18 protein-coding genes, 4 tRNA genes, 1 pseudogene and 1 riboswitch are annotated in these 25,181 nt (G+C 37.6%); of the genes and pseudogenes, 7 read left to right on the top strand and 16 right to left on the bottom strand.

The window, feature by feature from the left end; genetic code table 11:
- The first annotated feature begins 34 nt into the window (after nucleotides 1-34).
- Nucleotides 35-784, top strand: a complete 750-nt coding sequence (pstB, locus tag F8B77_RS10365; RefSeq protein ID WP_151655288.1) for a phosphate ABC transporter ATP-binding protein PstB — start codon at nucleotides 35-37, stop codon at nucleotides 782-784.
- A 148-nt stretch (nucleotides 785-932) separates the two neighbouring features.
- Entirely contained in the window at nucleotides 933-1,565 is a 633-nt protein-coding gene (locus F8B77_RS10370) for a YccT family protein (RefSeq protein ID WP_151655289.1), read from the top strand.
- A 135-nt stretch (nucleotides 1,566-1,700) separates the two neighbouring features.
- Here F8B77_RS10370 and torS read toward each other — a convergent pair whose 3' ends face one another.
- Nucleotides 1,701-4,586: a TMAO reductase system sensor histidine kinase/response regulator TorS gene (gene torS, locus F8B77_RS10375; protein ID WP_151655290.1), complete on the bottom strand. Its 2,886-nt coding sequence runs from the start codon at nucleotides 4,584-4,586 to the stop codon at nucleotides 1,701-1,703.
- A gap of 74 nt (nucleotides 4,587-4,660) precedes the next feature.
- On the opposite strand from torS, the gene torT reads away from it, so the two are divergent.
- Together torT and F8B77_RS10385 are read left to right on the top strand one after the other, a co-directional pair.
- On the top strand, nucleotides 4,661-5,656 hold the full coding sequence (gene torT / locus F8B77_RS10380; protein WP_151655291.1) for a TMAO reductase system periplasmic protein TorT: 996 nt from the start codon (nucleotides 4,661-4,663) through the stop codon (nucleotides 5,654-5,656).
- A gap of 70 nt (nucleotides 5,657-5,726) precedes the next feature.
- Nucleotides 5,727-6,182 (top strand): methylglyoxal synthase, encoded by a 456-nt coding sequence (locus tag F8B77_RS10385; RefSeq protein WP_130046070.1) that lies wholly within the window; start codon nucleotides 5,727-5,729, stop codon nucleotides 6,180-6,182.
- Between the two features lie 80 nt (nucleotides 6,183-6,262).
- On the opposite strand, the gene helD is transcribed toward F8B77_RS10385, so the two are convergent.
- Nucleotides 6,263-8,326, bottom strand: a complete 2,064-nt coding sequence (gene helD, locus F8B77_RS10390) for a DNA helicase IV (protein WP_151655292.1) — start codon at nucleotides 8,324-8,326, stop codon at nucleotides 6,263-6,265.
- A gap of 167 nt (nucleotides 8,327-8,493) precedes the next feature.
- On the opposite strand from helD, the gene yccS reads away from it, so the two are divergent.
- Nucleotides 8,494-10,671: a YccS family putative transporter gene (gene yccS / locus F8B77_RS10395; protein WP_151655293.1), complete on the top strand. Its 2,178-nt coding sequence runs from the start codon at nucleotides 8,494-8,496 to the stop codon at nucleotides 10,669-10,671.
- Nucleotides 10,672-10,801: 130 nt separating this feature from the next.
- Nucleotides 10,802-11,299, top strand: a complete 498-nt coding sequence (locus F8B77_RS10400) for a glycine cleavage system transcriptional repressor (protein WP_151655294.1) — start codon at nucleotides 10,802-10,804, stop codon at nucleotides 11,297-11,299.
- A 138-nt stretch (nucleotides 11,300-11,437) separates the two neighbouring features.
- On the opposite strand, the gene F8B77_RS10405 is transcribed toward F8B77_RS10400, so the two are convergent.
- The 12 genes and pseudogenes from F8B77_RS10405 to F8B77_RS10460 all read right to left on the bottom strand — a co-directional run bounded on the left by F8B77_RS10405 (nucleotide 11,438) and on the right by F8B77_RS10460 (nucleotide 21,845).
- On the bottom strand, nucleotides 11,438-11,797 hold the full coding sequence (locus tag F8B77_RS10405) for a saccharopine dehydrogenase NADP-binding domain-containing protein (RefSeq protein WP_151655352.1): 360 nt from the start codon (nucleotides 11,795-11,797) through the stop codon (nucleotides 11,438-11,440).
- Nucleotides 11,798-11,811: 14 nt separating this feature from the next.
- Nucleotides 11,812-12,716, bottom strand: a pseudogene (locus F8B77_RS10410) (pyridoxal phosphate-dependent decarboxylase family protein); the annotation flags it as partial.
- A 264-nt stretch (nucleotides 12,717-12,980) separates the two neighbouring features.
- Nucleotides 12,981-13,056, bottom strand: a tRNA-Gly gene (locus tag F8B77_RS10415).
- A gap of 32 nt (nucleotides 13,057-13,088) precedes the next feature.
- Nucleotides 13,089-13,175: transfer RNA gene (locus F8B77_RS10420), tRNA-Leu, on the bottom strand.
- Between the two features lie 107 nt (nucleotides 13,176-13,282).
- A tRNA-Gly gene (locus tag F8B77_RS10425) sits at nucleotides 13,283-13,358 on the bottom strand.
- A gap of 22 nt (nucleotides 13,359-13,380) precedes the next feature.
- Nucleotides 13,381-13,454: transfer RNA gene (locus F8B77_RS10430), tRNA-Cys, on the bottom strand.
- A 307-nt stretch (nucleotides 13,455-13,761) separates the two neighbouring features.
- Nucleotides 13,762-14,316: a CDP-diacylglycerol--glycerol-3-phosphate 3-phosphatidyltransferase gene (pgsA, locus tag F8B77_RS10435; RefSeq protein ID WP_151655295.1), complete on the bottom strand. Its 555-nt coding sequence runs from the start codon at nucleotides 14,314-14,316 to the stop codon at nucleotides 13,762-13,764.
- A gap of 45 nt (nucleotides 14,317-14,361) precedes the next feature.
- On the bottom strand, nucleotides 14,362-16,188 hold the full coding sequence (gene uvrC / locus F8B77_RS10440) for an excinuclease ABC subunit UvrC (protein ID WP_151655296.1): 1,827 nt from the start codon (nucleotides 16,186-16,188) through the stop codon (nucleotides 14,362-14,364).
- Nucleotides 16,188-16,832 (bottom strand): UvrY/SirA/GacA family response regulator transcription factor, encoded by a 645-nt coding sequence (gene uvrY, locus F8B77_RS10445; protein WP_060991346.1) that lies wholly within the window; start codon nucleotides 16,830-16,832, stop codon nucleotides 16,188-16,190. Before uvrY ends, uvrC begins: the two co-directional genes overlap by 1 nt.
- A gap of 150 nt (nucleotides 16,833-16,982) precedes the next feature.
- Complete coding sequence (locus tag F8B77_RS10450; RefSeq protein WP_151655297.1) at nucleotides 16,983-19,352, bottom strand: DNA polymerase II; 2,370 nt, start codon at nucleotides 19,350-19,352, stop codon at nucleotides 16,983-16,985.
- 3 nt (nucleotides 19,353-19,355) lie between these two features.
- Nucleotides 19,356-20,132 (bottom strand): nucleotidyltransferase domain-containing protein, encoded by a 777-nt coding sequence (locus tag F8B77_RS10455; RefSeq protein WP_151655298.1) that lies wholly within the window; start codon nucleotides 20,130-20,132, stop codon nucleotides 19,356-19,358.
- A 126-nt stretch (nucleotides 20,133-20,258) separates the two neighbouring features.
- Nucleotides 20,259-21,845, bottom strand: coding sequence for a Na+/H+ antiporter NhaC family protein (locus F8B77_RS10460; protein WP_151655299.1), 1,587 nt, complete (start codon nucleotides 21,843-21,845; stop codon nucleotides 20,259-20,261).
- A 79-nt stretch (nucleotides 21,846-21,924) separates the two neighbouring features.
- A riboswitch (Lysine riboswitch) is annotated at nucleotides 21,925-22,108 on the bottom strand.
- Between the two features lie 244 nt (nucleotides 22,109-22,352).
- On the opposite strand from F8B77_RS10460, the gene F8B77_RS10465 reads away from it, so the two are divergent.
- Nucleotides 22,353-22,757, top strand: a complete 405-nt coding sequence (locus tag F8B77_RS10465) for an H-NS family histone-like protein (protein ID WP_167512804.1) — start codon at nucleotides 22,353-22,355, stop codon at nucleotides 22,755-22,757.
- Nucleotides 22,758-22,921: 164 nt separating this feature from the next.
- On the opposite strand, the gene F8B77_RS10470 is transcribed toward F8B77_RS10465, so the two are convergent.
- Both F8B77_RS10470 and fadR read right to left on the bottom strand, forming a co-directional pair.
- The gene (locus F8B77_RS10470) at nucleotides 22,922-23,680 is read right to left on the bottom strand and encodes a MipA/OmpV family protein (RefSeq protein WP_151655301.1); all 759 of its coding nucleotides are present in this window, start codon (nucleotides 23,678-23,680) and stop codon (nucleotides 22,922-22,924) included.
- A 243-nt stretch (nucleotides 23,681-23,923) separates the two neighbouring features.
- Nucleotides 23,924-24,766, bottom strand: coding sequence for a fatty acid metabolism transcriptional regulator FadR (gene fadR / locus F8B77_RS10475; protein WP_151655302.1), 843 nt, complete (start codon nucleotides 24,764-24,766; stop codon nucleotides 23,924-23,926).
- Nucleotides 24,767-25,181: the final 415 nt, after the last annotated feature.

Raw genomic sequence — 25,181 nt, forward strand, 5'->3', positions numbered from 1 at the left:
ACGACAATAAGTTGCGGCTGATAAGGAAAATACAATGAATAAATTTAATATTGAAAACCTAGACCTTTTTTACGGACAAAACCAAGCGCTTAAAAACATCAATTTGCCAATTCCTGCAAAGCAAGTAACGGCACTTATTGGTCCTTCTGGCTGTGGTAAATCAACCCTTTTACGTTGTCTAAATCGCATGAATGATTTGATTGAAGGCGTAAAAATCACAGGTCTTGTCAGTCTAGATGGTAACGATATTTACGGTAACATTGATGTTGCGGACCTACGCATCAAAGTTGGAATGGTTTTCCAAAAGGCGAACCCATTCCCAATGAGCATTTATGAAAACGTCGCTTACGGCTTAAAAGCACAGGGCGTTAAAGATAAGAAAGAGTTAGATGCTGTAGTAGAGACATCATTACGCAGTGCAGCCTTGTGGGATGAGGTGAAAGACCGTCTAAAATCACATGCTTTTGGATTATCTGGTGGTCAACAGCAACGCCTATGTATTGCACGAACGATTGCAATGCAACCAGACATTATTTTAATGGATGAACCAACATCAGCACTTGATCCAATAGCAACGCATAAAATTGAAGAGTTAATGGAAACCCTAAAGAAAGATTACACCATTGTTATTGTGACTCACTCAATGCAGCAAGCGCGCCGCATCTCAGATAAAACGGCTTTCTTCCTAATGGGTGAATTGGTTGAGCACGATGACACTCAAATTATTTTCTCAAAACCAAAAGATGACCGCACACAAGGCTATGTAAACGGTGACTTTGGTTAATTGATTCAAAGAATAATAACAAAGCGATGGAAACTCTTGCCCCTCTAGCTAGGGGCTTTTTTGTTTTCCACATTCTCTTTTATAACCATTTCCTTATCTTCATAATCTAAGTACACTTGGTTAAAATTATTATGATGAGGTGTACTCAATGAAAATTCATTCTCTTTTTGCTGCTAGTTTCTGTCTTCTTTCATCCATTTCTGCTAACGCTGCCATTCAATTAACGGTGCCAGACAACGTTGAACTATTATTAGTTGATAACCAAGAAGTTGAGCTTAAGAGCTCTTTTTTCTCAACCACATCAACTCTTGAGTTAGAAAATGGCGAGCATCAAATTGCATTCCGATATAACCCTGTATTTAAGCAGGGTAAAGATAACATTATTGTATCTAGTGATATTATCGTCTCTAAATTTTCAGCTTCAGATAAAGAGTTAGCCTTTAAATTCCCTATTTATAATTCTCCAGAGAAAGCCGAAGCCTTTAATACTGAACTGAATTGGAATTTAATTGACCAAAATGGCGAAATCGTCCCATTTACTCAGGCGCAATTAATTCATCATGGTGTTCAAGTAGGTCGAAATATTCAATTTGAATTAGCTCAATTTAATTCCACTGATGCACCAGCAGCCTTTAAAGAAGGCATGGTAACAGTAACTCATAAAGAAATTAAAAACGAACAAGGCGAGAATACTGCTGAACAAATGCTGCATTATTGGTATGAAAAAGCAGATAAAGAAACAAAAGAACGCTTTGCCTCTTTTGTATTAAAAGCGAAATAATAGTTATTATTCTTATTGCTGAATAAACTAATACCGATTTAACAACAGTAACCCTAAAGCACCAGAAACAAAAAAGCCTACCATTAATGGCAGGCTACTGTTTTTATAGCTGAAATCGTTTTAACAAAAATAAACTTAGTTTTTATTACTGAAAAACTGCTCAATTACCAATACTGAAGATTCGTAGACTTTATCAAGTTCTTCTGAAGTACAACCAGAAATATCTCCTTTCTTACCATTATCTTCATAAATATGGCAAAGCGCATGAAGTTGCATTAGTCCTAAGCTTCCTGCTGAACCTTTTAATTTATGTGCTAGTTGATTAACTTGATGAGTATCAAAACTGACTATTGCTTCTTTTAGTTTAAGTACATTATCTTTAGAAGACTGTTTAAATAAATTAATGATTTTAAGCATTCGCTCTTCACCTAATACTGCCAAATCACTTTGAAGTACTTTCTCGTCTAATATCATTGCTATTGTCTCTTCTACATCATTATTCATTTGAAGTACTTTTTCTTGTTCAAAATTCTCATTCAGCTCTGCAATTTGGTAAGTATCACCCAAGAAACGATTCAACATTTTTATAAGTTGATTTTCCACCAATGGTTTTGCCAAAAAACCATCAAACCCTGCCGCTAAATAGCCCTCAACATCTTCATTAAATACGTGTGCAGAAACAGCCAGTATTGGTGTGTTTCCTTCAATATCCTCTTTTGATCTTTCTATTTCTCTTAATCGTTTTTGTAATGATACGCCATCAGTGTCTGGTAAATTAATATCCAGAAGCAACATATCAAATTGCGTCTCTTTCACTGCTTTTTCCGCGAGAGCTCCGGTATCTACCACCGTTACTTTATGGCCTAAACGCTCAAGAAAACCAACCGCGACTATTTGATTAACTGGGTTATCCTCAACTAAAAGTAAATGAGCAGCGGCCACAGTAGGTTCTATTCCTTCATCATTAGAGGATTTAATACTATGTCCCTCTTCTAAATCTAAAGAGAACCAAAAAGTACTGCCTAACCCTTCTTTAGAGTCCACCCCAATTTCACCACCCATTGCTTCAATAAGGCGCTGGCTGATAGCTAGTCCTAATCCTGTCCCGCCATACACTTTCTGGCCTTCTTCTGCTTGAGTGAAGGCCTCAAATAAACTATTAATTTCATGCTCAGCAATCCCAACACCAGTATCCACCACTTCAAATAATAAAGTACTGTCTAAAATAGTATGCAACTGGATAGTCACGCTTCCGGTATGGGTAAATTTAACCGCATTTCCCACAAAATTATTAAGAACTTGCCTAATTCGAGTGCAATCCCCTAACCACCATGCTGGGATATCAGCAGGCACGTCAAATGATAAGGTTATTCCTTTTTGTTGCGCTCTTGAGCTAAATAAATGATGGACATCGGTGATCATTGAATGGACATTAAAGTTCACCGTTCGGATCGATAAATGACCCGCTTCTATTTTTGAGTAATCCAAAATGTCATTTAATAAATCAAGAAGGTTTTCACCACTGCGATTAATGATATCTACATATTGCTTTTGCTGTGCTGTTAAACCACTGCCACGAAGGAGTTCTCCCGTACCTAAAACGCCATTAAGAGGTGTTCTAATTTCATGGCTCATTGTGGCTAAAAAAGCAGATTTAGCTCGGTTAGCTTGTTCAGCTAAATCTCGCGCTTTATCATGATTAATGATCTCAACATTTAGTCTTTCATTACTTGATTTAAGCTCTTGTGTTCGCTGAGCAATTTGTAACTCTAAACTGTCTTTATAATCTTGAAGCTCTTGAGCGGTATCGCGAGCAACTAAGATTGATCGTCCCATTTGTGCTAATTCATCATCACCGGAGGTATCTAATTCAATATCAAGCTGTCCATTAGCAACATCCGTAATCGCTTGTTCATATTGGTTCAACCTCATGATCACTCTGGCATATACATAACGCCACATGATATAGATAACTAAACAGAGCCCTAACAAAGTAATAGAGATAAGCAGTTGTTGCACCACTTTAAGAACAAAATTCACATCAGCAACCGCCTGCTGAGTCACATCATTAGCTTGGTCAAGTAGTTGAGCAATCGTAAGGTTTAACTCTTGAAATTTATGTATGTTTTCATCACTTAATGCTTTCAATTTTTTATTAATATTAACTAGCTGAATAAGCTCACTAAAAAGACGTTCACTTTTTGTTAGGTTATTTGCCAACGTTAACATTTGTTGAGTACGACTCGGATCTTCAACCGCTTGCACACGACGAGTAATAATGGTCATATCGCGAGTAAAGTCTTGGCGCAATTTTTCTACTCTAGCAATATCATTACTGTTTCTTGCATCATCAAGAGTATTAACGACTTTGAACGTTAATAAACGCAATTCATGCAATCGTTCCGCTAGGTCTAGATCGATTTCAACAAGTGTATCAAGCGCTCTATAAACAGAGTCTTTATCTCCGTTATCGACTAAATCATAAATCTTAACGACATTAGCAATAGTGATAGTATTAGAGTTCAACACTTGAGACCGAGATAACTCCTCAAGCTGTATTGCTGCTTTTGTTAGTTTTTTGCTTTTTTCTTGGATGAGGCGATGTAAAACCACCTTTTCGCCAACGTTATTACCCATTGTTGCTAAGTTATCGACAATATCCTGAACTTGATGATCCAACCGCGTCAGTAAGGCTTTATCAAACGGATAAACACCTAACCCTTTTAAGCGATCGTATAAGCTTTCAATTGAGGTGAATAACTCTTTTCCATAAGTCTTTCTCTCTTTTTCAGAATCAACTTGAGAGAGCAGTTGAGAGGTAGAAATAATCTTGGTGCTTAAATCTGAAATATATCGCGCTTCAATGACGGCTGGAATTGCAGAATCAATTACGGTCCTTTCGGTTTTTTCAACGTATGAGAAGCCTAATACCCCCACGACTGACCCAAAAGCCATAAGGGCAATCATTACCATAAAAGTAAGAAACAGCTTGCGACCGATCCCTGTAGAAGCAAATAACATAATCTTGAATGCACTTTAGAAAAGAGAGTAATGCGAGTATCATATCACCAACCTAAAGTCAGTGCGAAGAGACCATGAAACTTACTTTTCATTCCATAGCAATTTTATTACTTTCCATTTTATTATCCCCTATTGCCTCTGCAAAAGAACCTTGGAATATATGCGCTATTTATCCTCATTTAAAAGACTCATATTGGCTATCAGTTAATTATGGGATGGTAAAAGAAGCAAAACAAAATAACGTTGAACTCACCGTATATGAATCAGGTGGATACCCAAATGTTAACCGCCAAAAAGAACAAATTAAACAATGTGTAGCTATTGGTGCAGACGCGATCATTTTAGGTACCGTTGACCCTGTTGCCTTTCAATCAGACTTAAAAAAACTAACTAAAAATATCCCTGTCTTTGCTAGCGTAAACGAATTAGTAAGTTCACTTCCACCTCGCCCTCCTATTCATCTTGGTGAAGTGGGAGTAGATTGGTACAACATGGGGTTTAAAGCCGGCGAGTTTCTAGCAAAGCAGCACCCAAAAGGGTCAGGTATTACCTATATTGGTTGGTTACCAGGACCTAAAACTCGAGGTGGAACAAAGCCTGTGACCCAGGGGTTTAACGATGCGATTAAAGACAGTGACATTATCATTAGCGCTACCTATTGGGGAGATAACAGCAAAGAGTTACAGCGCAATTTAATTCAAGATGCACTTGAAAATGAAAAGCTAGATTACTTAGTCGGTGGAGCCGTTGCTATTGAAGTTGCTATCAGTGAGTTAGCTAGCAGAAAATGGCAAAATAAAGTCGGGTTAGTTTCAACTTACCTAAGTCATGCAGTATATCGCGGTTTATTGCGAGAACGTGTGTTATTTTCCCCTACAGATCAAATGGTACTGCAAGGTCGATTAAGCATTCAGCAAGCTATTGGCTATTTAAACCACCACCCCTTGCCTTTTAAAATATCACCAACGATTGAAACGTTAACACCCGATCATTTACCTAAAAATATATTGCAAGATTCTTTATCTCCAGCGGAATATCGACCTACATTCTTTGTTGCTGCTCAAGATTAGTATGATTGTCATGTAATTGAGATGAAGAAACACTAGGCTAGGTTAAAGTAAAACTAAATAAGGAACCTTAATGAAAAAAACAACACGGATTATCCCTGCACATAAAAATATTGCACTTGTCGCTCATGACCATTATAAACCAGAGCTACTGCGCTGGGTTAAGGAGAACAAAGACGCATTGCAGGGACATTTTTTATTTGGGACAGGGACAACAGGAAACCTACTCAGCCGTGAAACAGGACTTGCTATTAAGAGTTTATTAAGCGGCCCTATGGGAGGCGACCAACAATTAGGTGCATTAATCTCTGAAGGTAAAATCGACATGATGATTTTCTTCTGGGACCCTTTAAATGCAGTACCTCATGACCCAGATGTAAAAGCATTACTACGTATTGCAACGGTTTGGAATGTCCCGGTTGCCATGAACCGTGCTAGCGCAAAATTAATGATCACATCCCCTAATATGACGCAAGAAGTTGAAATTGAAATTCCTGATTACGATGCTTATTTAGCTGAACGCTTATAAATATTAGTGGAAATCAAATACAAAAAATCCCTTACTGCACCAATAGCTCAGTAAGGGATTTTTTATTGGTTTCTAGTTCATTATTCAATGATCACTGGATAATCTTTATCAACTAACTCTTGAACAAAAGGAGAAGGCTTACCATGGTATACCACCCACACTTTTCTTTTTGCTCTAGTTAGAGCTACATAAAATAAACGACGCTCTTCTGCATAACTAAAATCTTCTTCATGAGGAAGCAGTGCGCCATCCAATGACTCAGCTCTTGATTTCATTGGGAACTGGCCATCGGTCATCTCCACAATAAAGACGTAATCTGCTTCTGTTCCTTTACTGGCATGACAGGTTTTATATTCTAAGTTTAAGCCTGGATAATACTTTAACCATTCATCAAAATTATCTGGCTTATGGTTGTGATTGCGCCCTAAAATAACGACATTTTCACCTTTGCGCGCATTTTTAGATAAAGACAGTAACTCTTTTTCTATTGAACAATGCTCAATAACTTTAACTGCCTTTCTCTTCTGCTTAGTAAAACTAATCAGCTCTTTTTTAAGCTGCATAGGGTTTTCTTGAATAAAGCGATTCGCGACTGCACCAATTTGATCATTAAAACGATACGTTGTAGATAAATGTGCAATTTGAGTCGATTGAAAACGTTTCTCAAACCCAGTTGTTAATGATACATCTGCCCCGGCAAAACGATAAATAGCTTGCCAATCATCACCCACAGCAAACAACGTCGCTTTGGTATTGTGCGTATTTTCGTTATGACAAATCGCTTCAATTAAATCTAAGCGTTGAGGTGAAATATCTTGGTATTCATCAACCATGACAAAAGACCAAGGCAAATCGTATTTTTTATCATTAATGTACTGCTTCGCTTTTGATATCATCAATTCATAATCAATCGCATCTTCATGCTTTAACGTTCGCTCATACGCTTTGAAAAATGGCCAAACAATATTTAGCTCACTTTTTAAACGAGCAGCATCTATATGCGTTTCTATTCGTTCAATGATCTCTTTTTTATCAAGTTGTAATGCATTCAATTGGCATATTTGCTTATATAGCCATTCTTGCAATTTCTCATTATGCGATTCTTCTTTTAAATCGACATCCCCTCTCAAATAAGCAATTGACCACTTTTTAAGATGTTTTTTCCAGCGATTACTTGCTGTCGCATTTTTCCATTCAGAATCAAGTACATGGCTAAACCACTCTTTACGCGATTTAACATCCGTTACTAAACAAGAAAGTCTTGGCTGTTGATATTCAACATGGCGAATAATATCCAAACCCAGTTGGTGAAAAGTGGCGACCTTTACTTTTTGTCCAATGTCGAATCCCAATTTTTCGATAATACGAGCTGACATTTCTTGTGCCGCTTGACGACCAAAAGCAAGTAATAAAATTTCGTCTGCTTGTGCATGGCCACTTTCAATTAAATAGCGCACTCGTGCTACAAGTACACTGGTTTTTCCAGAGCCTGCGCCTGCAAGTACTAACGTATGGTCTTCATTTAATAATAGCGCGCTTTGCTGAGATTCATTTAATGGCTGAGGCTCACACTCAGAAAAGAAGGTTTTCCACTCTACTTTCTGTTCTTCTAACCATACTTCATTTAACTTTTTCAACTGCTCTTCAGGCTCAGTTAACCAATTTAATACTGGTGCAATACTGTCTGGTTGCAGTTGCTCAGCCAATGGTATTGAAAGACCTGTTTGCTCAAAAAGATCGTACAGTTTTTCGACCATCATTAAGGCTTCGGTTTGTTTAAGAAAACGGCGTTGAGAAACAAAATCATCAACCAATTCTAACATTTGTGGTTTTAATTGATTTAACATTACTATCTTTGATTCTTTCCAATCGGCATACGCATTTAAGACGTTATTAATAATAGCGTCACACTCTTGCCACGGTAGCCCTGAAACTCGCCAGGCGACCTGATCATTTCGATTGTAAAAACAAAGAGAACTCCAAACCAACCCTCTTTGAAAAGTCACCTTCCCACTCCATTTATCAAATGGGACTGATACTTGGAATTTATGTGAGGTAAACAACAGCTGCTCTGGTTCTAATTCAAGTTGATAATAATCACCCTGAACTAACCACTGAGCGAAAGTGGTTGCTTTGATCTGCATTATTCAATACTACCTAAAGAAAATTTAACTCGAAGAGTGCCTAGGATATCAGGTTCTTTTTTTGTTGTCCCAGATCAGTATTAAGACAATGATCTTGTCGCTTATACTTTTTTATCGATAGGACTTTGTTATGATAGATTTTTTCCACTCGTTAGATGCTGCTTATTGTGACTTATCGTCAAATTTTTCGCCAATACTGGGCTAATAAAACCATCAACTTTAGTGTTCGTGTATTGCTCGCTTTAGTCGGTGCCGTCATTCCATGTTGGTATTTGGAACAAAACACAGCGATTACTCCTTTAATTCTGGGGATCATCGCTGCTGCTTTAGCTGAGACAGAAGATAAATTATCAGGCCGACTTAAAGCATTATTTTTAACCTTTATCTGTTTTGCTATTGCCGCATTTTCTATCGAGTTGCTTTTCAATACGCCTATTTTATTTGCGATTGGTCTCTTCTGTTCAACCGTCTCCTTTATCATGCTTGGTGCATTAGGGCCTCGTTACGCCAGTATCGCGTTTGGTTCATTATTAATTGCTATTTATACCATGTTAGGCGCAGCCGACAGCCCAAACCTTTGGTACCAACCAATGTTATTATTGGGGGGGGCTGCTTGGTATTATTCGATATCCCTAACTTGGCAGATTTTCTGGCCTCTGCAACCGGTACAACAAAATCTAGCGACCGTATTTGAAACAATGGCAAGATATTTAGATATTAAAAGTGAGCTGTTTCACCCTGTCACTAACTTAACGCCTCAGCCTTATCGCATTCAAGAAGCTAAGAATAACGCACAAATGGTAACGGCATTAAACAACAGCAAAGCCTCATTGCTTACTCGAGCTCAAGGCGGGCATGTTGTCGGTGCTAGCGACCGCTTTTTAAAAATATACTTCATTGCTCAAGATATTCATGAACGTGTTAGTTCTAGCCATTACCGCTACCAAGACCTTGCGAATACGTTTAATCGTAGTGATATTCTTTTTCGTTTTAAGCATTTACTTCATAGCCAGTCTTTAGCCTGTAAAGAGGCCGCTCGCTGCTTATCGCTTGGCTTGCCTTATCAACATACCCAAACTTCAATTTTTGCGCTAGACGAATTACAACAATCGTTAATTGCATTGAAAGAACAGCAACGACCTGAATGGCGACTCTCCGTTATTCAACTTGAATATCTGTTTAATAACTTAGCAACCGTTGAGCGTCAATTCGCTAATATTAGTAATCCGGAACGTAGTCTTGATATTGAAGAAGATACGGTATTAGCAGACCAAGGAGCGCACACACCAAAGGCAATGTGGCAACGCTTAAAAGCCAATATAACCACTGATTCCGTTCTATTTCGCCACGCTATTAGAATGGCTCTCGCACTAACTGCCGGTTATGGCATTATCCAAGCGTTTGATTTAGAACATGGATACTGGATTTTGTTAACCACTCTTTTTGTGTGCCAACCAAACTACAGTGCAACTAAAGAGAAATTAGTCGCTCGTGTTGCAGGCACGATTATTGGTTTATTGGCAGGAACGGCACTCTTAGTTCTGTTTCCCTCTCTTGATAGTCAACTGGTTCTCATGGTTATCGCTGGAGTATTATTTTTTGCTTTCCGTCTTGCTAACTATGGCTTTGCAACAGCCTTTATCACCATTTTGGTTTTGTTCTGTTTTAATCAATTAGGTGAAGGTTATGCGGTTATCCTTCCTCGTTTAGGAGATACGATTGTTGGCTGTATTTTAGCGGTTATCGCTGTCACTTATATCCTACCCGACTGGCAATCAAAACGTTTGCATAAGGTAATGGCTGATACAGTGAATGCCCATCAGGATTATTTAGCTAACATAATTTCGCAATATCGAGCTGGTAAAAAAGATTCCTTACAATATCGATTATCCCGCAGACAAGCACATAATAATGAGGCGGCACTCAGCTCTGCCATCAGTAATATGTTGATTGAACCGGGTAAATATCAAACAGCGGTGGATGAGTCATTCCGCTTTCTTTGTTTATGTCATGCCATGCTGAGTTACATTTCGGCACTTGGTGCTCATAGAACCCGTTTAAAAGATGAAGAAACACATCAGTTAGTCGCAGAATCTCATCGCATCATCCATTCACATTTGAACCAAATTCAATCCCAACTCAGTAATACGGATTGTAATGATAAATTGAATATTATTGCTGAAGAAAGTATTGAACAACGCCTCTCAGAATGGCGAGATGAGGATGAAAATTCAGTAAGAATGGTGCTGCAGCAACTGCATTTAATTCATCAAATTTTACCTGAAATGCATTCACTCTCTGAAATACTAAGCTCACGTACTAAAGAGGTAAAAGTAGAGCAATAAAGTTTGAAGTAGATCATTGTCTTACCTCGGTAAGTTGATACTTATCAAACATTTTTCTACTTAGACGTCTACACTAAATAGTAGCTACTCTTTACTATAAAAAGATAATAACTCTGTTGGAGGCGTCACTATGAAAAGTGTATTTATTGCTGCGTTTGTTGGTATTTCTAGCCCTGACTTAATTAAGCGCCTTGCTTCTGTAACTCATGAAGAAGGAGGAAAGTGGTTAGTCAGTAAAGTTCATTATCTTGATGCGCATATTTCAGCGGTCATTAAAATTGAAGTACCTACAAGCCGCAAAAAAGCCGTGCAAGATTATTTTTCTTCTCAAGATGATCTCATCGTTACGTTTAGTGATGCCTTAGAAACCATTGTAGAGCATCAACACACTCGCCTAAAAGTTGATGCCGAGGACAGAGCTGGTATCGTAAATGACATCAGTAATATACTGCAAAAAGAATCTGTTGAATTGATAGATATGGACAGCCATCGTATTGGTGTTCCCGCAAATGGCAGCAGCGTGTTTACGGCAACATTAAGTTTAAAACTACCAATCAGCGCCAATATTAATGACTTAGCCGCTGAGATCGAAGCGCTAAGTGAGGATATGGTTGTTACCGTTATCTAATGCTAACCATCGTAGCTCTTTGATTATTTTTGTTAACTCATAAAAAATGACCGCCTAAAAACGGTCATTTTACTGTGTTTGATACTTACACCAATTCCATTAATTATCTGATCTATTTAGCTACATTGGTATTATAATTTACGAGCTTACCGCCCATTGGGATAAAGAACGTTTAAAATCAGTGTAACCAAACTCATTTAATTTTTCTATCTTTTCTGTTGTAAGCTCACAGTACACTGATGGCATTTTCAAACCGTTAAACCAATTTAGCTTCACCATAGTATAACCTGCACTGTCTGCTAAGTGTAGCTTTTGACCAATGGCTAATGGTTGATCAAATTGCCTTTCGCAGAATTGAACGCTAGCTAAACATGAAGCAATAACATAATGGTGCTGCCCCTTCTCTATTTTGCGAGAAGCAATTGTGATATTACCCAGTGTGTCATTATTTTGGGCTGCTTTATGTGCAATAACCCATCCAACACCACCTGCACCAATTTATAGAATAGACATTATTGTTTTACCCTTATTTTTTCTTGTTCAATTACTAAGTTATCAATTTGCTTCAATAAAGATTCAAAATCTGACATCTTCAAACATGGATTTAAGATGGTGAGTTTTAACGCGACATTATGATTAACGATCGTTTCGCCTCATACGGCTATCCCACGCCTTAACGCTTCTAGTCTGACCGTTTTATTTAGATCATCTAACTCTTTAATCGTTTTACTTTTAGACCGGAATAATACGGTTGAAAGTGTGGTTCTGCCAGTAATTCAAACGATCATTATTTTGAATTAAGGTTGCAACTTGCTTGGCTTGAATTAGCAGATGGTCATACATTTGTCCTAATTGTTCTGCCCCTACATTTTGCATTGTCATAAACACTTTTAAGGCGTCAAAACGTTTTGTTGTCGCGATGGATTTATCGACCAAATTGGGTAGTTCATCATCTTCACGATTTAGATAATCAGCATGAGTAGATAGCCGAAATTAGATTTATCTTTTATTAAGATCGCACCACAACTGACAGTTTGATAAAACAATTTATGAAAATCGACACTAAGAGAATCAGCATGTTCAATACCCGTTAATCGCCGCTTGTCCTGACTTAATCTTAACGCTCCACCATAAGCAGCATCTACATGAAACCACATACCTTCAGCCTGTGCTATGGAAGACAACGTAGATAAATCATCAATAGCCCCATGATCTGTTGTACCAGCGGTCCCCACTAAAACAAACGGAATTAACCCTTCTTCTTTCAATTCACCAAGTGTTTTTTCTAATAAACGGACATCATAGTGCCATTTGAGTTTGATTCAACACAACATACAGAACGCTCACCTAACCCTAATAAAGAGGCCTGTTTTTGTACTGTGAAATGTGATTTATTAGAACATATCATGTGTAATTTAAGTGTATTCAATGTTGGGTTTCCCATAAATATGACGTTCCCGTCACTAGTATCCCTTCTATCAACAAACTTTTGTTGATACCTACCCTACGTATTCACTCTTTAAATTCAGAAAAATATAAAGGTAAAACGCGTCTCCCCCAGAACAGTTCCGAGATTGTGAAGAAAAATAACACAGCTGTTCATATTTTGGAGATATTTATTCATAATCATGAAATTATAAACGTAAAAAAGCCTGTTCATTTCTGAACAGGCTTTCTTGTTTGGAGCGACACACGAGGCTCGAACTCGTGACCTCAACCTTGGCAAGGTTGCGCTCTACCAGCTGAGCTAGTGTCGCATGCTATATTTTTCAATATAGGCTTTTATCGATGGTGCCCCGGGCCGGACTTGAACCGGCACAGCGCGAACGCCGAGGGATTTTAAATCCCTTGTGTCTACCAATTCCACCACCAGGGCACGCAATTCTTTATTGCGATGCTCCTAACCAATGTGTTCTAAAAAGAACGGTTAGACACCATCTTTAAAACAGTCTGCCAATGTTACTTGACTGCCTTTTACAAATTTGGAGCGACACACGAGGCTCGAACTCGTGACCTCAACCTTGGCAAGGTTGCGCTCTACCAACTGAGCTAGTGTCGCAAAAATCATCTCTAAGAGAGATTGGAGGCGCCTCCCGGAGTCGAACCGAGGTCCACGGATTTGCAATCCGCTGCATAGCCACTCTGCCAAGGCGCCAATGACTCAACTGGTCAGCAATTAACGCCTTCCTCTTGGGTACGGGATGCATTTTACTGAATCAGTACTTAGAGTCAACACTATTTTCCTATTTTTGTTTCGTTTGGATAAAATGCGATCAAAATGAATATAAAACAAACGAAAAGACGTATTTCTTAGCATAAATAATACTAGATAAGTTAAAAAACAGGCTCTAACCATTCTAATTAAGATACAACAAAAGTAAGCAATATCAACTCACTATAAAAGATAAAATGCATTAACATAAAAAAAGCGAACCTAAGTCCGCTTTTCATTTAAATTTGAATCAATCGTCTGCATTAAGCAGATCATCTTTCGCTGCTGATAAATATTGAACCATAGACCAGTACGTTAAAATAGTTGCAATATACAGAGCAACATAGCCGATCCAAACCATCCAATCATCATAGCGCCAGATTAGCATCCACAATGCAAACATTTGAGAAACCGTTTTAACCTTACCGACCCAAGAAACAGCAACACTTGCTCTTTTACCAATCTCAGCCATCCATTCTCTCAATGCAGAAATAATAATTTCACGCCCAATCATAGTAATGGCAGGTATTGTGATCCAAATCGAATGATAATGCTCTGTAATTAAAATTAAAGCAGCAGCTACCATAACTTTATCAGCAACTGGATCTAAAAAAGCACCAAAGCGAGATGTTTGACCTAACTTTCTTGCTAGCAGTCCATCTAACCAATCAGTAAAACCGGCAACCCAGAAAACCATTGCAGCGGCAACAGCCGACCATTCATAAGGCAAATAGAAAACAACAACAAACACTGGAATGAGTGCAAGTCGGATAAACGTGAGTATATTTGGTATCGTTAATCGCATAATAATTCTTTAGTTTTGGTCCGCTGGGCCTATGGTGCGCTTTTTTTATCCGTGTTTCAACGCATCCTGTATTTTTTCTGCCAAAGAACGGCTAATTCCGGGGACTTTGGCTATTTCTTCAACACTTGCACTTTTTAATTCTTGTAGACCACCTAAATACTGCAATAATGCTTGTCTTCGTTTTGGACCAACGCCGTCAATGTTTTGCAACGTACTGGTTTTTCTCACTTTAGCTCGTTGAGCTCTATGCCCACTAATCGCATGATTATGACTTTCATCCCTAATGTGCTGTATTAAGTGTAACGCAGAAGAATCACTCGGCATAGAAAACTCTTCACCAGATATTTTAACTAACGTTTCAAGTCCATGTTTACGTGTTACCCCTTTTGCTATACCTAGTAATAATGGTTGCTTTGGCCAATCAATCCAATGCTGAGAAATAACATCATAAGCTCGGTTTAATTGCCCCTTCCCCCCATCAATAAAAACGATATCTGGGATTTTATCTACATCAAGTTGCTTACTATAGCGACGTTCAAGTACTTGAGCCATTGCAGCGTAATCATCGCCTCCAGTAATACCGGTAATATTATAACGTCTATATTCCGCTTTTATTGGTCCTTCCTGATTAAACACAACACATGAAGCAACGGTTTTTTCTCCCATGGTATGGCTAATATCAAAACATTCCATTCGTTGAATTGAATTTAACGAAAGTGCTTCTTCTAATTGTTTAAATCGTTGATGAGTCGTTAACTTATGGTTTAATTTACTGGTTAGTGCCGTCAATGCATTGGTATCAGCTAACTTTAAATAGCGCCCTTTCATTCCTTTAGGGTTTAACTGAAATTGCACTTTACGACCAGAAAGCTCGGTTAATGCTTGCTCTAGTCCTTTTTCATCAAACTCAAAACTGGTTACAACACGATTAGGAATGGTTCGCCCTTGTGAGTGATTCAAATAATACTGAGTTAAAAAACTTGAAAACACTTCCTCTTTATCTGTCTTAGCCGGTATTTTAGGAAAAAAGCTTCTGCTTCCAAGTATCTTACCTTGTCGGATCATTAATAAGTGTATGCAAGCCAAGCCATTTTCAATAGCAAAACCTAATACATCCAAATCATCACCGCTGTCGTCTGATACGTATTGCTGCTCTTGCATGCGTCTCATTGCTTGAATTTGATCACGAATAATCGCAGCCTTTTCAAATTTCAGCGACTGACTTGCCTCTTCCATTTGTTCTACAAGAGTTTGAATCACCTGCCGATCTTTGCCTTGTAAAAACAAACGAATAAACTCGGTTTGCTCTTTATATTCATCGTCACTCACAATGCCTTTTACACACGGTGCTAAACAACGACCAATTTGGTGCATTAGGCAAGGACGAGCACGATTCGAATAAACAGAATCTTCGCATTGACGAATAGGAAACAATTTTTGAATTAAATGAAGACTTTCTCGCACAGCTCCCGAGTCTGGATATGGACCAAAATATTCTCCTTTCTTTCGTTTCGTACCACGGTGGATTGAGATCCTAGGATGCTTATGGTTTGAAATAAAGATATAAGGATAAGATTTATCATCTCGCAGTAACACATTATATTTTGGTAAATATTGCTTAATATAATTATGTTCAAGAATAAGAGCTTCAGTCTCTGTATGCGTTACTGTCACATCAATATGTTCAATATGACTAACTAAGGCTTTGGTTTTTTCTGATGGGATATTGCTACGGAAATAGCTAGATAATCGTTTTTTTAAGTCTTTTGCTTTACCAACATAAATAACCTCAGCCTCGGTGTTATACATACGATAAACACCGGGCTGATGTGTTACAGACTTTAAAAAAGCATTTGAATCAAAAGAAGGCACTAAAGCGTCTCAGCATCTAAAATACCATGACGAATAGCTAGATGCGTTAATTCAACATCTCCACTTATATTCAATTTACTGAATAAACGATAGCGATAGCTGTTTACCGTTTTAGGGCTTAAGTTTAATTGCTCGGAAATATCCGTCACTTTTTCGCCTTTGGTAATCATCATCATAATCTGCAATTCACGCTCTGAAAGCTCCTTGAATGGATTTTCAGAATCAGGTGTAAATTGACTTAATGCCATTTGTTGCGCGATTTCTGGTGATAAATAACGTTGCCCACTCTGAACCATTCTAATGGCATTAACCATTTCGTCCGGACCAGCCCCTTTTGTTAAGTAACCAGCAGCTCCGGCTTGCATTACTTTTGTTGGGAATGGATTTTCAGTATGAATAGTTAATACGATTACTTTCATATCTGGGTTGAAGCGTAAAATCTTTTTCGTGGCTTCTAAGCCGCCAATACCAGGCATGTTCATATCCATTAGGACAATATCTGCCTGCTCTGTTCGACACCATTTTACGGCGTCTTCACCGCTGTGAGCTTCCCCTACTACTTTAATTCCACGGACGTCTTCAAGAATACGTCGAATCCCTGTGCGAACCAGCTCATGATCATCTACAAGGAAAACTTTAATCACAACTGACACTCCGATATAAATCTACAGCAACCTCTACTGAGGTTCATTTCATTGGCTATTTTACCTTAAAAAATAAGGCTGTCGCATATTGATTATGCGTTAAGGCGCAAATTTTTACTATTAAAATCCTATTGACTTTATAACCGATTGTTAAAACAGACCTAATTGGGACGCAGATAGCTCAGAAAAATCCAAACCAATAAAAGGAAGTATCCCATCAGCAATCGGCTTTAATTGTTTTTCCACATAGTGGTCATAGTCTATCGGATTCTTTCTATATTCAATTGGTTCAGGACCTGCTGTTGTAATCACATATTCAATCCAACCACCATATTGATATTGCGCAGGTTTACCAACTTGTTGATTATAGTAGTCTGCTAACCGTGCAGCCTTAACATGAGGAGGAACATTTTTTTGATAATCATCTAGCTTTCTTCTAAGGCGCTTACGGTAGATGAGTTGAACATCCAATTTTCCTGATTTCGTATCATCAACATAGGTACGGATATACTCTTTTACTTCTTGTTGATGGAATACTTTATCGAAAAGCACTTTCTGAAAAGTTTGTGATAAAGGAGTCCAATCAGTACGAACCGTCTCTAAACCTTTAAAAACCATCTTCTCTATATCATCTTTTCGAATTAATCCTGCATAACGTTTTTTGGAACCCTTGTCAGAACCACGAATAGTCGGCATTAAAAAAGTGCGGTAATGGGTTTCATATTCAAGCTCTAGTGAAGACTCTATAGCATAGGTCGAAAGTAAGTATTCGCTCCACCACTCATTAATATGTTTCACTAAATCATGCCCAATGGAGTCAGCCTCCTTAGAGGACATTTCTTTTCCTAATGTAACAAACGTTGAGTCCGTATCACCATAGATCACCTCATAGCCTTTCGCTTCTATCAGTTCACGCGTGGCTTTCATGATCTCATGCCCTCTCATTGTGATAGAAGAAGCTAAGCGATGATCAAAAAAACGACAACCTGACGAGCCTAAAACCCCATAGAAAGAGTTCATGATAATTTTTATCGCTTGAGAAAATGCTTTCTCATCATTCTTTTTAGCGACATCTCGTGCTGACCATAAAGATTCAATTAAACTCGGTAAGAAATGCTTTGTTCGATGAAAACGTCCACCTCTAAAGCCATCAATCGCTTGATCTTTTTCTATTCCAACTTCCTGCTTTAACCCCTCTATAAGACCGAGAGGATCAATCCGAAAGGTTCTAATTATTGAAGGGTAAAGTGATTTAAAATCGAGCACCAATACAGAGTCATATAACCCTGGTTTTGAATTCATCACATAGCCACCAGGGCTAGCAATCCAATTTTCACTTTCAAGATTAGGCGCAATATAGCCCGAGCGATGCAATCTTGGTAAATATAAGTTCGTAAATGCAGCAACAGAGCCACCAACGCGATCCAGCTCTATTCCTGTTAGTTTTGTTCTTTCAATCGCAAACTCTAACAAATGGGTTTTATCAAAAATTCGTGACACTAAAACACAATCTTGAAGATTATAATTGGCAAGCGCTTGCTTATCTTCTCGATACATACGGTTAATTTCACCCATACGATCGCTTGGATCATGTATTGATTTACCTTCATTAAGTAACTCTTGCGCAACATTCTCTAGAGACCAACTCGAAAAGTGATAAGTCGCTGTTTTTAAAGCATCAATACCATCAAGAACCACTCGACCAGGAAACGAAAGAAAACCTTGCTGGCGATTCTTATCTGAATCCCGCCAATACAAATTACTGTTGCTTCGGCCTAATCGAAATGAGAGGTTATGCCATTTAGCACGCTGAATAAGCAAACGAAAATCAAAATTAACGACATTCCAGCCAATAACGATATCGGGGTCAAAGGTTTGAAACCAACGCTCTAATGCAAGTAATAATGCTTTTTCATTTTCTACCCATTCAATTGATAACTCAGTTTCTTCTGGTTTTCCAACCATAATGATACGAGTGTCTAAGTCGCTATGTAGAGCAACGGAATACAGAATACCTTTTTCAGAACACTCTATATCCAATGATACTTTGCTGAAAGACGGGGTTACCTCGGCGGCTTTAATTTTGACATTTCGATACTCAATATGGTTTTTCCGTTGTATAGGAGTTCCTATAAAAGAAAGCCCTCCACAGATAAATCGCTCCATTAAATAGCGATCAGCTAATCTAATATCGTTTTCAAAAATGGGTAATTCGGCTTGCTCAAAATACTGAGCGACTTGACGCTTTTGATGTGTGCTTGTGAAATAAATAGCAGTGACGGCTTGATGATGAAAAGTACTTAATTGTGTTTCTTTAAGTGTGTATGAGATCTGTTGGCTATGTAAAACACGCTTATACTCAGATAAACGCTCTGTCAAAATAAAAGCGACAGCAAGTTCACTCTCAATTAAAAGATGTGCAATATGGTCATCACACTTAACCCATAAATCGACCACGCTTTGTGAATTTATTTCTTTGTTTTGTCGAGTAAGTAAAAAGCCTGTCTGATGTGAATTCAATCTTTAGCCTATTCTTCTTTCTATTTTATTAAATTCACTAACAACCCAACCACCAAACTCTTGTAATAAAGCGATGGTTGAGCGTTTTGGTATTTTACGTCCCTTCAATAACATAACAACACGTTCAATTTCCGTTTGTTTTTCTGGGTAATACTCTAAAAATTTTCTTGCACATAATATAGGGTGATCATACCAACCTTTATCCTTATGCATAACCAAAGAATAACAACTACGTAATAGCTTTTTAGCGATCGTTTTTTGCAGCTCAACTTGAAGTTCAATGTCTTGGCTAGCTAAGATTTTTTTCGTGTAAGCATCTAACCACTCTTCAATATCCATATTCATATTCTTAGCAATTTCCCAACTTGGTTCAAAATCACCAAATCGAGTCGATAAATCATCGCCAAAAATACATACACAGCAATGACGAAGCCAAAAACCCCAACTAAAAATAGATTCAAGTTGTAATACATCGTTTGTTTCACCGATATTAAATGTCACGCCAGTAATTTGTGGATATTTAGATTGAAAACGTATTTTTATTGTATTTATTAAGGTTTGCTCTTTATTTGTTAATGGTACGGTAGTTATTAAGGTTACGTCTAAATTTGAACGCGTTGGAATTGCTTCACGTCGTGCCACACTGCCATATAGGTAAATACTATGAACCGATTTAGGGGCTGCTGAGCGAATATGCAGAATGAGATCTCGAATGACAGGTTCAAACTCTATTTGAAAAGGAGAATGTTTATCAATAATAGGTAAAGTATAACGAGACACAAAGAACTCCAATCATAAATAACTTAATGTAATGATCGCGACTTCATGAATAAAAAGCAATAAAAAGCAATAAAAAGCAATAAAAAACCGGCCATATAGACCGGTTTGTTTATATAATAATTAACACTATGCTGTAACTGCACGTTTTTTGGACAGAACCATTAAGCCACCACATACACAGATGAATGCGGCTGTTGCTGCTATAAAGGCAATTAACACAGAAGCGGTAAAGCCAAGAGCAATATAACCAACAGCAGAAACCCCTGCAATTGAAAGCGCATAAGGTAATTGTGTAGCTACGTGGTCAATATGGCTACAACGAGCACCAGTAGAAGACAGAATCGTTGTATCTGAAATTGGAGAACAATGATCACCAAATACAGAACCCGCTAATACCGCACCTAGCATTGGTAAAATAAGAGCAATGTCTGTCGCACCAGCCATGTCACCTGCAATTGGTAACATGATACCGAATGTGCCCCATGATGTACCTGTACTAAATGCCATCAAACCTGATAGTAAAAATAGGATAACTGGGATCCAGTGAATACCAATGCTGCCCTGCGCTAGACTAGATAAGTAAGAACCAGTTTGCATATCACCAATTACAGAACCAATTGTCCATGCAAAGAAAAGGATCAAAATAGCACCGAACATTGACTTCGCACCAATCCACATTGTCATACCAATGTCTCTTAGAGCGATACCTTGACGGAAAACAGTAATAAGCGCAGAGCCTAGACCGATTAATCCACCGTAACACAATGACGCGCCAACATTCGTATTTTCAAAAGCACCAAGAATATTAAATTCTTTACCGTCAGCAATTAATGCTTGTCCGCCGGTATAAATCATAAAGAATACCGTTGCGACAATTAACGTAATGATAGGGAAAATAAGATCAGACACTTTACCCGTTTCACTTTCCGTAATATTCAGCTCTTCGTTTAAACCTTTAGATTCTTTATTAACTGTTTCATCATCAAAACCATTACCGCGAGCGGCTTCATTTTCATGATCGCGCATTGGTCCTACATCTAGTTGGAACCAAACTACCGCAAATACCATCAATAAAGCAAAGACTGCATAGAAGTTCATTGGAATTAAACGAACATACGCACCTAGTGCTGAGTATTCAGTGACACCATGCGACACCAAAATACCACCAATAATAGTAATGATGTACGCACCCCAACTTGATGCTGGCATTAATACACACATAGGGGCAGCAGTTGAGTCAAGGATATAAGCTAGCTTTGCTCTTGATACATAAAAACGGTCAGTTACAGGGCGAGATATTGAACCAACAGCTAAACTATTAAAATAATCATCAACAAAAATGAAAACACCAAGGAAAGCGGCAAGAAGTTTCGCACCACGCTTGCTTTTAATTCTAGTCTGAGCCCACTCAGCAAAAGCGCGAGTACCACCAGAAAGAGTCAGAAGCGCTGTTGTCATTCCCAATAAAATAAGGAAAGCAACGATACTCATGTTCCAGCTATTAATTGCGCCATCATCGATGAATACGCCTTTAACAGAAGTAAATACATAAGAAGCAGTACCAGAAATAGAATAATTAGACAACAAAATTGCGCCTAAGACGATACCAACTCCAAGAGAAAGTAAAACTCGGCGAGTTAAAATTGCTAAACCTAATGCGATTAATGGGGGCAATATTGATATCGGAGAATTTGAAAAATCAGCTAAGTTCATGATCTACAACAACCAGTTTGGTTGGAGATCTACTGTTGATACGGCAATGCCGTTAAAGGAAGTGAATGTTAAAACAATTCCCCACAGTAGCGCTCCATAGTTAAAAAATAAAATTGACTATGGCAGTGTTATTCCTTTTCGAAATAACCCCAGCTAACACGTCTGATTAACGTAATTAACTTCGGCACTGACTCCTTTCGATTGCTGTCATCAGAATCACCCTCTAACAATCTACTCTTAGGCAATGCGCCTCTACCCGTTTAGGTGAATGTCATTGTACGGACTGAACACAATTATGCAATACTATATTTGAGTATTTTAACATTAACCCATCGCCACAATAAAAATGAGATACTCTATCTTGGCAAATAGTCTACAAATGTATTATTCAATCTTGCTATTAATATTCCTATCATTATCAAATTCTTATTTATTTATTATAAAGTTTGTTATATTATTTTCTTGTTATATAATAAATTTATTATCAAAATAATTATGGAATCAATCATGTCTGATACAATTAAAACACTATTAAACCTACGTAGCCTTCGTGTATTATCTCGTGAAATGACACTAGAGCAACTAGAAGAAGCTCTTGAGAAATTACAATCAGTTGTTACTGAACGCCAAGAATCTGAAGCTGAAGAACGTTCTCAAATTGCTGAAAAACAAGCGAAACTTGAAGAGTTTCGTCAAATGATGCTTGAAAGTGGTATCGCTCCAGAAGACCTACTAGAGACTATGTCTTCTACTCCTATTAAAACAAAACAAAAACGTGCACCTCGCCCTGCAAAATACAAATTCTTAGATCATGCTGGCGCAGAAAAAACGTGGACAGGCCAAGGTCGTACTCCATCAGCACTACAAACTCAACTAGATGCAGGTAAAGCACTAGAAGATTTCTTAATCTAAAATTAATATACTTTTGATTCAAAAAAGCCACTTATTGAAGTGGCTTTTTTTATTACTACTTACTTTTTTCATAAAAGCATTCGATTAAATTGTTTCAAAATTTTAATCATATTAATACTTTTAATTAAAATACTTCGTTATTGGTATTTAACATGTTACTTACTCTAAAATACATACGCGATACCAACATTACCCGTCGTACTTGCCGTATGCTCTATCATTGAACTCTTTTCTAAATTACCTTCTAGATTTACATATCTAAGACCACCAGTCACACGAATATTCGGTGTTAGATGGAAGTAAGTAGATAAACCGACAAAAAATTGCCCATCCCAATCAGCATCAAACTCGCTAATTACTCCCTTAGTTCTCAGTGATTCTTCAGCAGACACACCATATAAATGGTTATTTAAACGCTCACTATTATATGAGTAACCTATTGACGGAGTTATTGCCCAGCCTTTTCTACGAATTGGTAATTTCCAAACCGCTTCAGCATATAAGCCATTATGTGTATTACCAATATCTGTACCACCGCCAATTTCAAATAAACCAATATGCGTAATGGCTTGGTAAGTCACACCACCTAATATTGAAGCTTTACGTTCATCCAACTGTTGCATTGCTGCATTATCGGAATCTTCAGGTTTAAATGTTCGAGGATCATAAATAAAACGGAAAATGATATTCTGTGGTGTTCCTACTGGATATAAACGATAACCACCGCTAAAGCCACGTAAGAAGAGGTGCTCACCTTCGTAACCAACTGCTGGTATAACCGTAGTATTTGAGGGTGTTTCTTTATAAAAAGAAGGTGAATAGGCAGCTGCAGCACCAATCGACCATTGAGAAATATTTGCACTTACGTTGTTAGCAGCCACTAATGCCGCTCCAACAATCAATCCATTTACGAGTTTATTCACGATAAAAACCTTTTTTCTTTGTATATTTTAAACACTCTAGAACATAACAAAGATACCATACAGCATGACGTACTATTTTGACAGTTTTTTAGGTTTCTTTTGCGTATTAATCGTCAAAAGTCTAATGGCTGAGTTCAAATAAAATATCTATCCGCATTAATTATTCCTTCATTTACCTTAAAATTTCAGATATAAAAAAAGCAGGCTTTTATGGCCTGCTTTTATTTATTTTTAGCGAATAAATTAATTATCATCTTCTCTAAAGTTACTTGGTAAATTCAGTTTCATCTCATTCCAAATAAGATTACCGTCCATACCATATTGACGCATTCTTGGCATTACTGCATCTTTTCTTTCTTCTTCACAAATTTGTTTTAAATCACGGTAAAATTGTAAAGCAAGTTGACGTGCTTCTGGGTTTGAAAAGTAATAACTACCAACCCGAGCATATAGCTTTTTAAGTCCGTTAAAAATTAGCCCATAAATTTGGTTTCCTGATTTAAAAGCCACGCCTTGAAATAACATGTAGTCATAATAGTTAAACGTTTTCGCAATTAATATCTCTTCGCGTTTTTCTGGATCTTTTTCATTATCTTCTTTTACTTCAGCCTTAATTTTAACGCCAAAAGGAGACTCTTCAATAAATGCATTCCAACTTTCAGCCGCTAAAAGTTGCTCGCATGAATCAATAACACGGTCAAGAGTACGCAATGAACCTTCTTTATTAGCTTTAAAGGCTTGTCTCATGAATATACAACTAATATTAGTTCGAGCGGCTAATAAGTCTTCTACGATTGACGTCGCATTGTTTGCATCAACCAATGTCATTAACGTATCTAAAATATGAAGACCCGATGTCTCCATATAATTATTTACCTTCGTTGGCTTACCATGTTGAATTGTTAACCAACCATCACGAGCTAAACGCTGAAGAACTTCACGCAATGTTGTTCTAGTCACACCTATAAGCTCAGAAAGCTCACGCTCAGCGGGCAAAATCGACCCTGGTGGGAAACGACCGTTCCAAATACTTTCAATAATGTATTTTTCAGCAAATGCTGCTGGACTTTTAGCCTTAATAACCATACAAGTTTACAATCCAATCTTTATATAAAATAACTTCACTCATCATACCACCAGTTCAATAAATTCTTAACCACTTATTAATTTAACTCTCAATGTAGAAACATTTGCTCTATTTCTTAACCCTTACTTACCTTGAACAATCAAGCAGTAGCTATCTTTTTTTTATCGCTTTCTATCAGTTTTACTCATAAAACCGAGCAAAGGCACATTTTGATCAATTTACCTCTTTTCGAATATTGACTATTAATGATTTAAGAGTAAAGTTCAGGCGTTTGGTATAAGGGCGGATTTATATAGGTAGTTATTTGGCAAAGCAGTAAGGTATTTTTTGTTGTTTTTCTAAATAGTTGTTTATCTTTCAAAAAAAATAATACGTTAGGCGATTATTATCAACTTCCTACACCTCCTTATGTTT

The organism is Aliivibrio finisterrensis (genome assembly GCF_008933155.1).
In the GTDB taxonomy this organism is placed as follows: domain Bacteria; phylum Pseudomonadota; class Gammaproteobacteria; order Enterobacterales; family Vibrionaceae; genus Aliivibrio; species Aliivibrio finisterrensis.

Excerpts from the sequence above, each read along its gene's own strand:
- fadR (WP_151655302.1), bottom strand. The coding sequence starts at position 24,766 with ATGGTTATTAAGGCTAAAAGTCCAGCAGCATTTGCTGAAAAATACATT.
- F8B77_RS10460 (WP_151655299.1), bottom strand. The coding sequence starts at position 21,845 with ATGAACTTAGCTGATTTTTCAAATTCTCCGATATCAATATTGCCCCCA.
- pstB (WP_151655288.1), top strand. The coding sequence starts at position 35 with ATGAATAAATTTAATATTGAAAACCTAGACCTTTTTTACGGACAAAAC.
- F8B77_RS10400 (WP_151655294.1), top strand. The coding sequence starts at position 10,802 with ATGAAAAGTGTATTTATTGCTGCGTTTGTTGGTATTTCTAGCCCTGAC.
- F8B77_RS10385 (WP_130046070.1), top strand. The coding sequence starts at position 5,727 with ATGAAAAAAACAACACGGATTATCCCTGCACATAAAAATATTGCACTT.
- F8B77_RS10465 (WP_167512804.1), top strand. The coding sequence starts at position 22,353 with ATGTCTGATACAATTAAAACACTATTAAACCTACGTAGCCTTCGTGTA.
- torT (WP_151655291.1), top strand. The coding sequence starts at position 4,661 with ATGAAACTTACTTTTCATTCCATAGCAATTTTATTACTTTCCATTTTA.
- F8B77_RS10370 (WP_151655289.1), top strand. The coding sequence starts at position 933 with ATGAAAATTCATTCTCTTTTTGCTGCTAGTTTCTGTCTTCTTTCATCC.
- torS (WP_151655290.1), bottom strand. The coding sequence starts at position 4,586 with ATGTTATTTGCTTCTACAGGGATCGGTCGCAAGCTGTTTCTTACTTTT.
- helD (WP_151655292.1), bottom strand. The coding sequence starts at position 8,326 with ATGCAGATCAAAGCAACCACTTTCGCTCAGTGGTTAGTTCAGGGTGAT.
- pgsA (WP_151655295.1), bottom strand. The coding sequence starts at position 14,316 with ATGCGATTAACGATACCAAATATACTCACGTTTATCCGACTTGCACTC.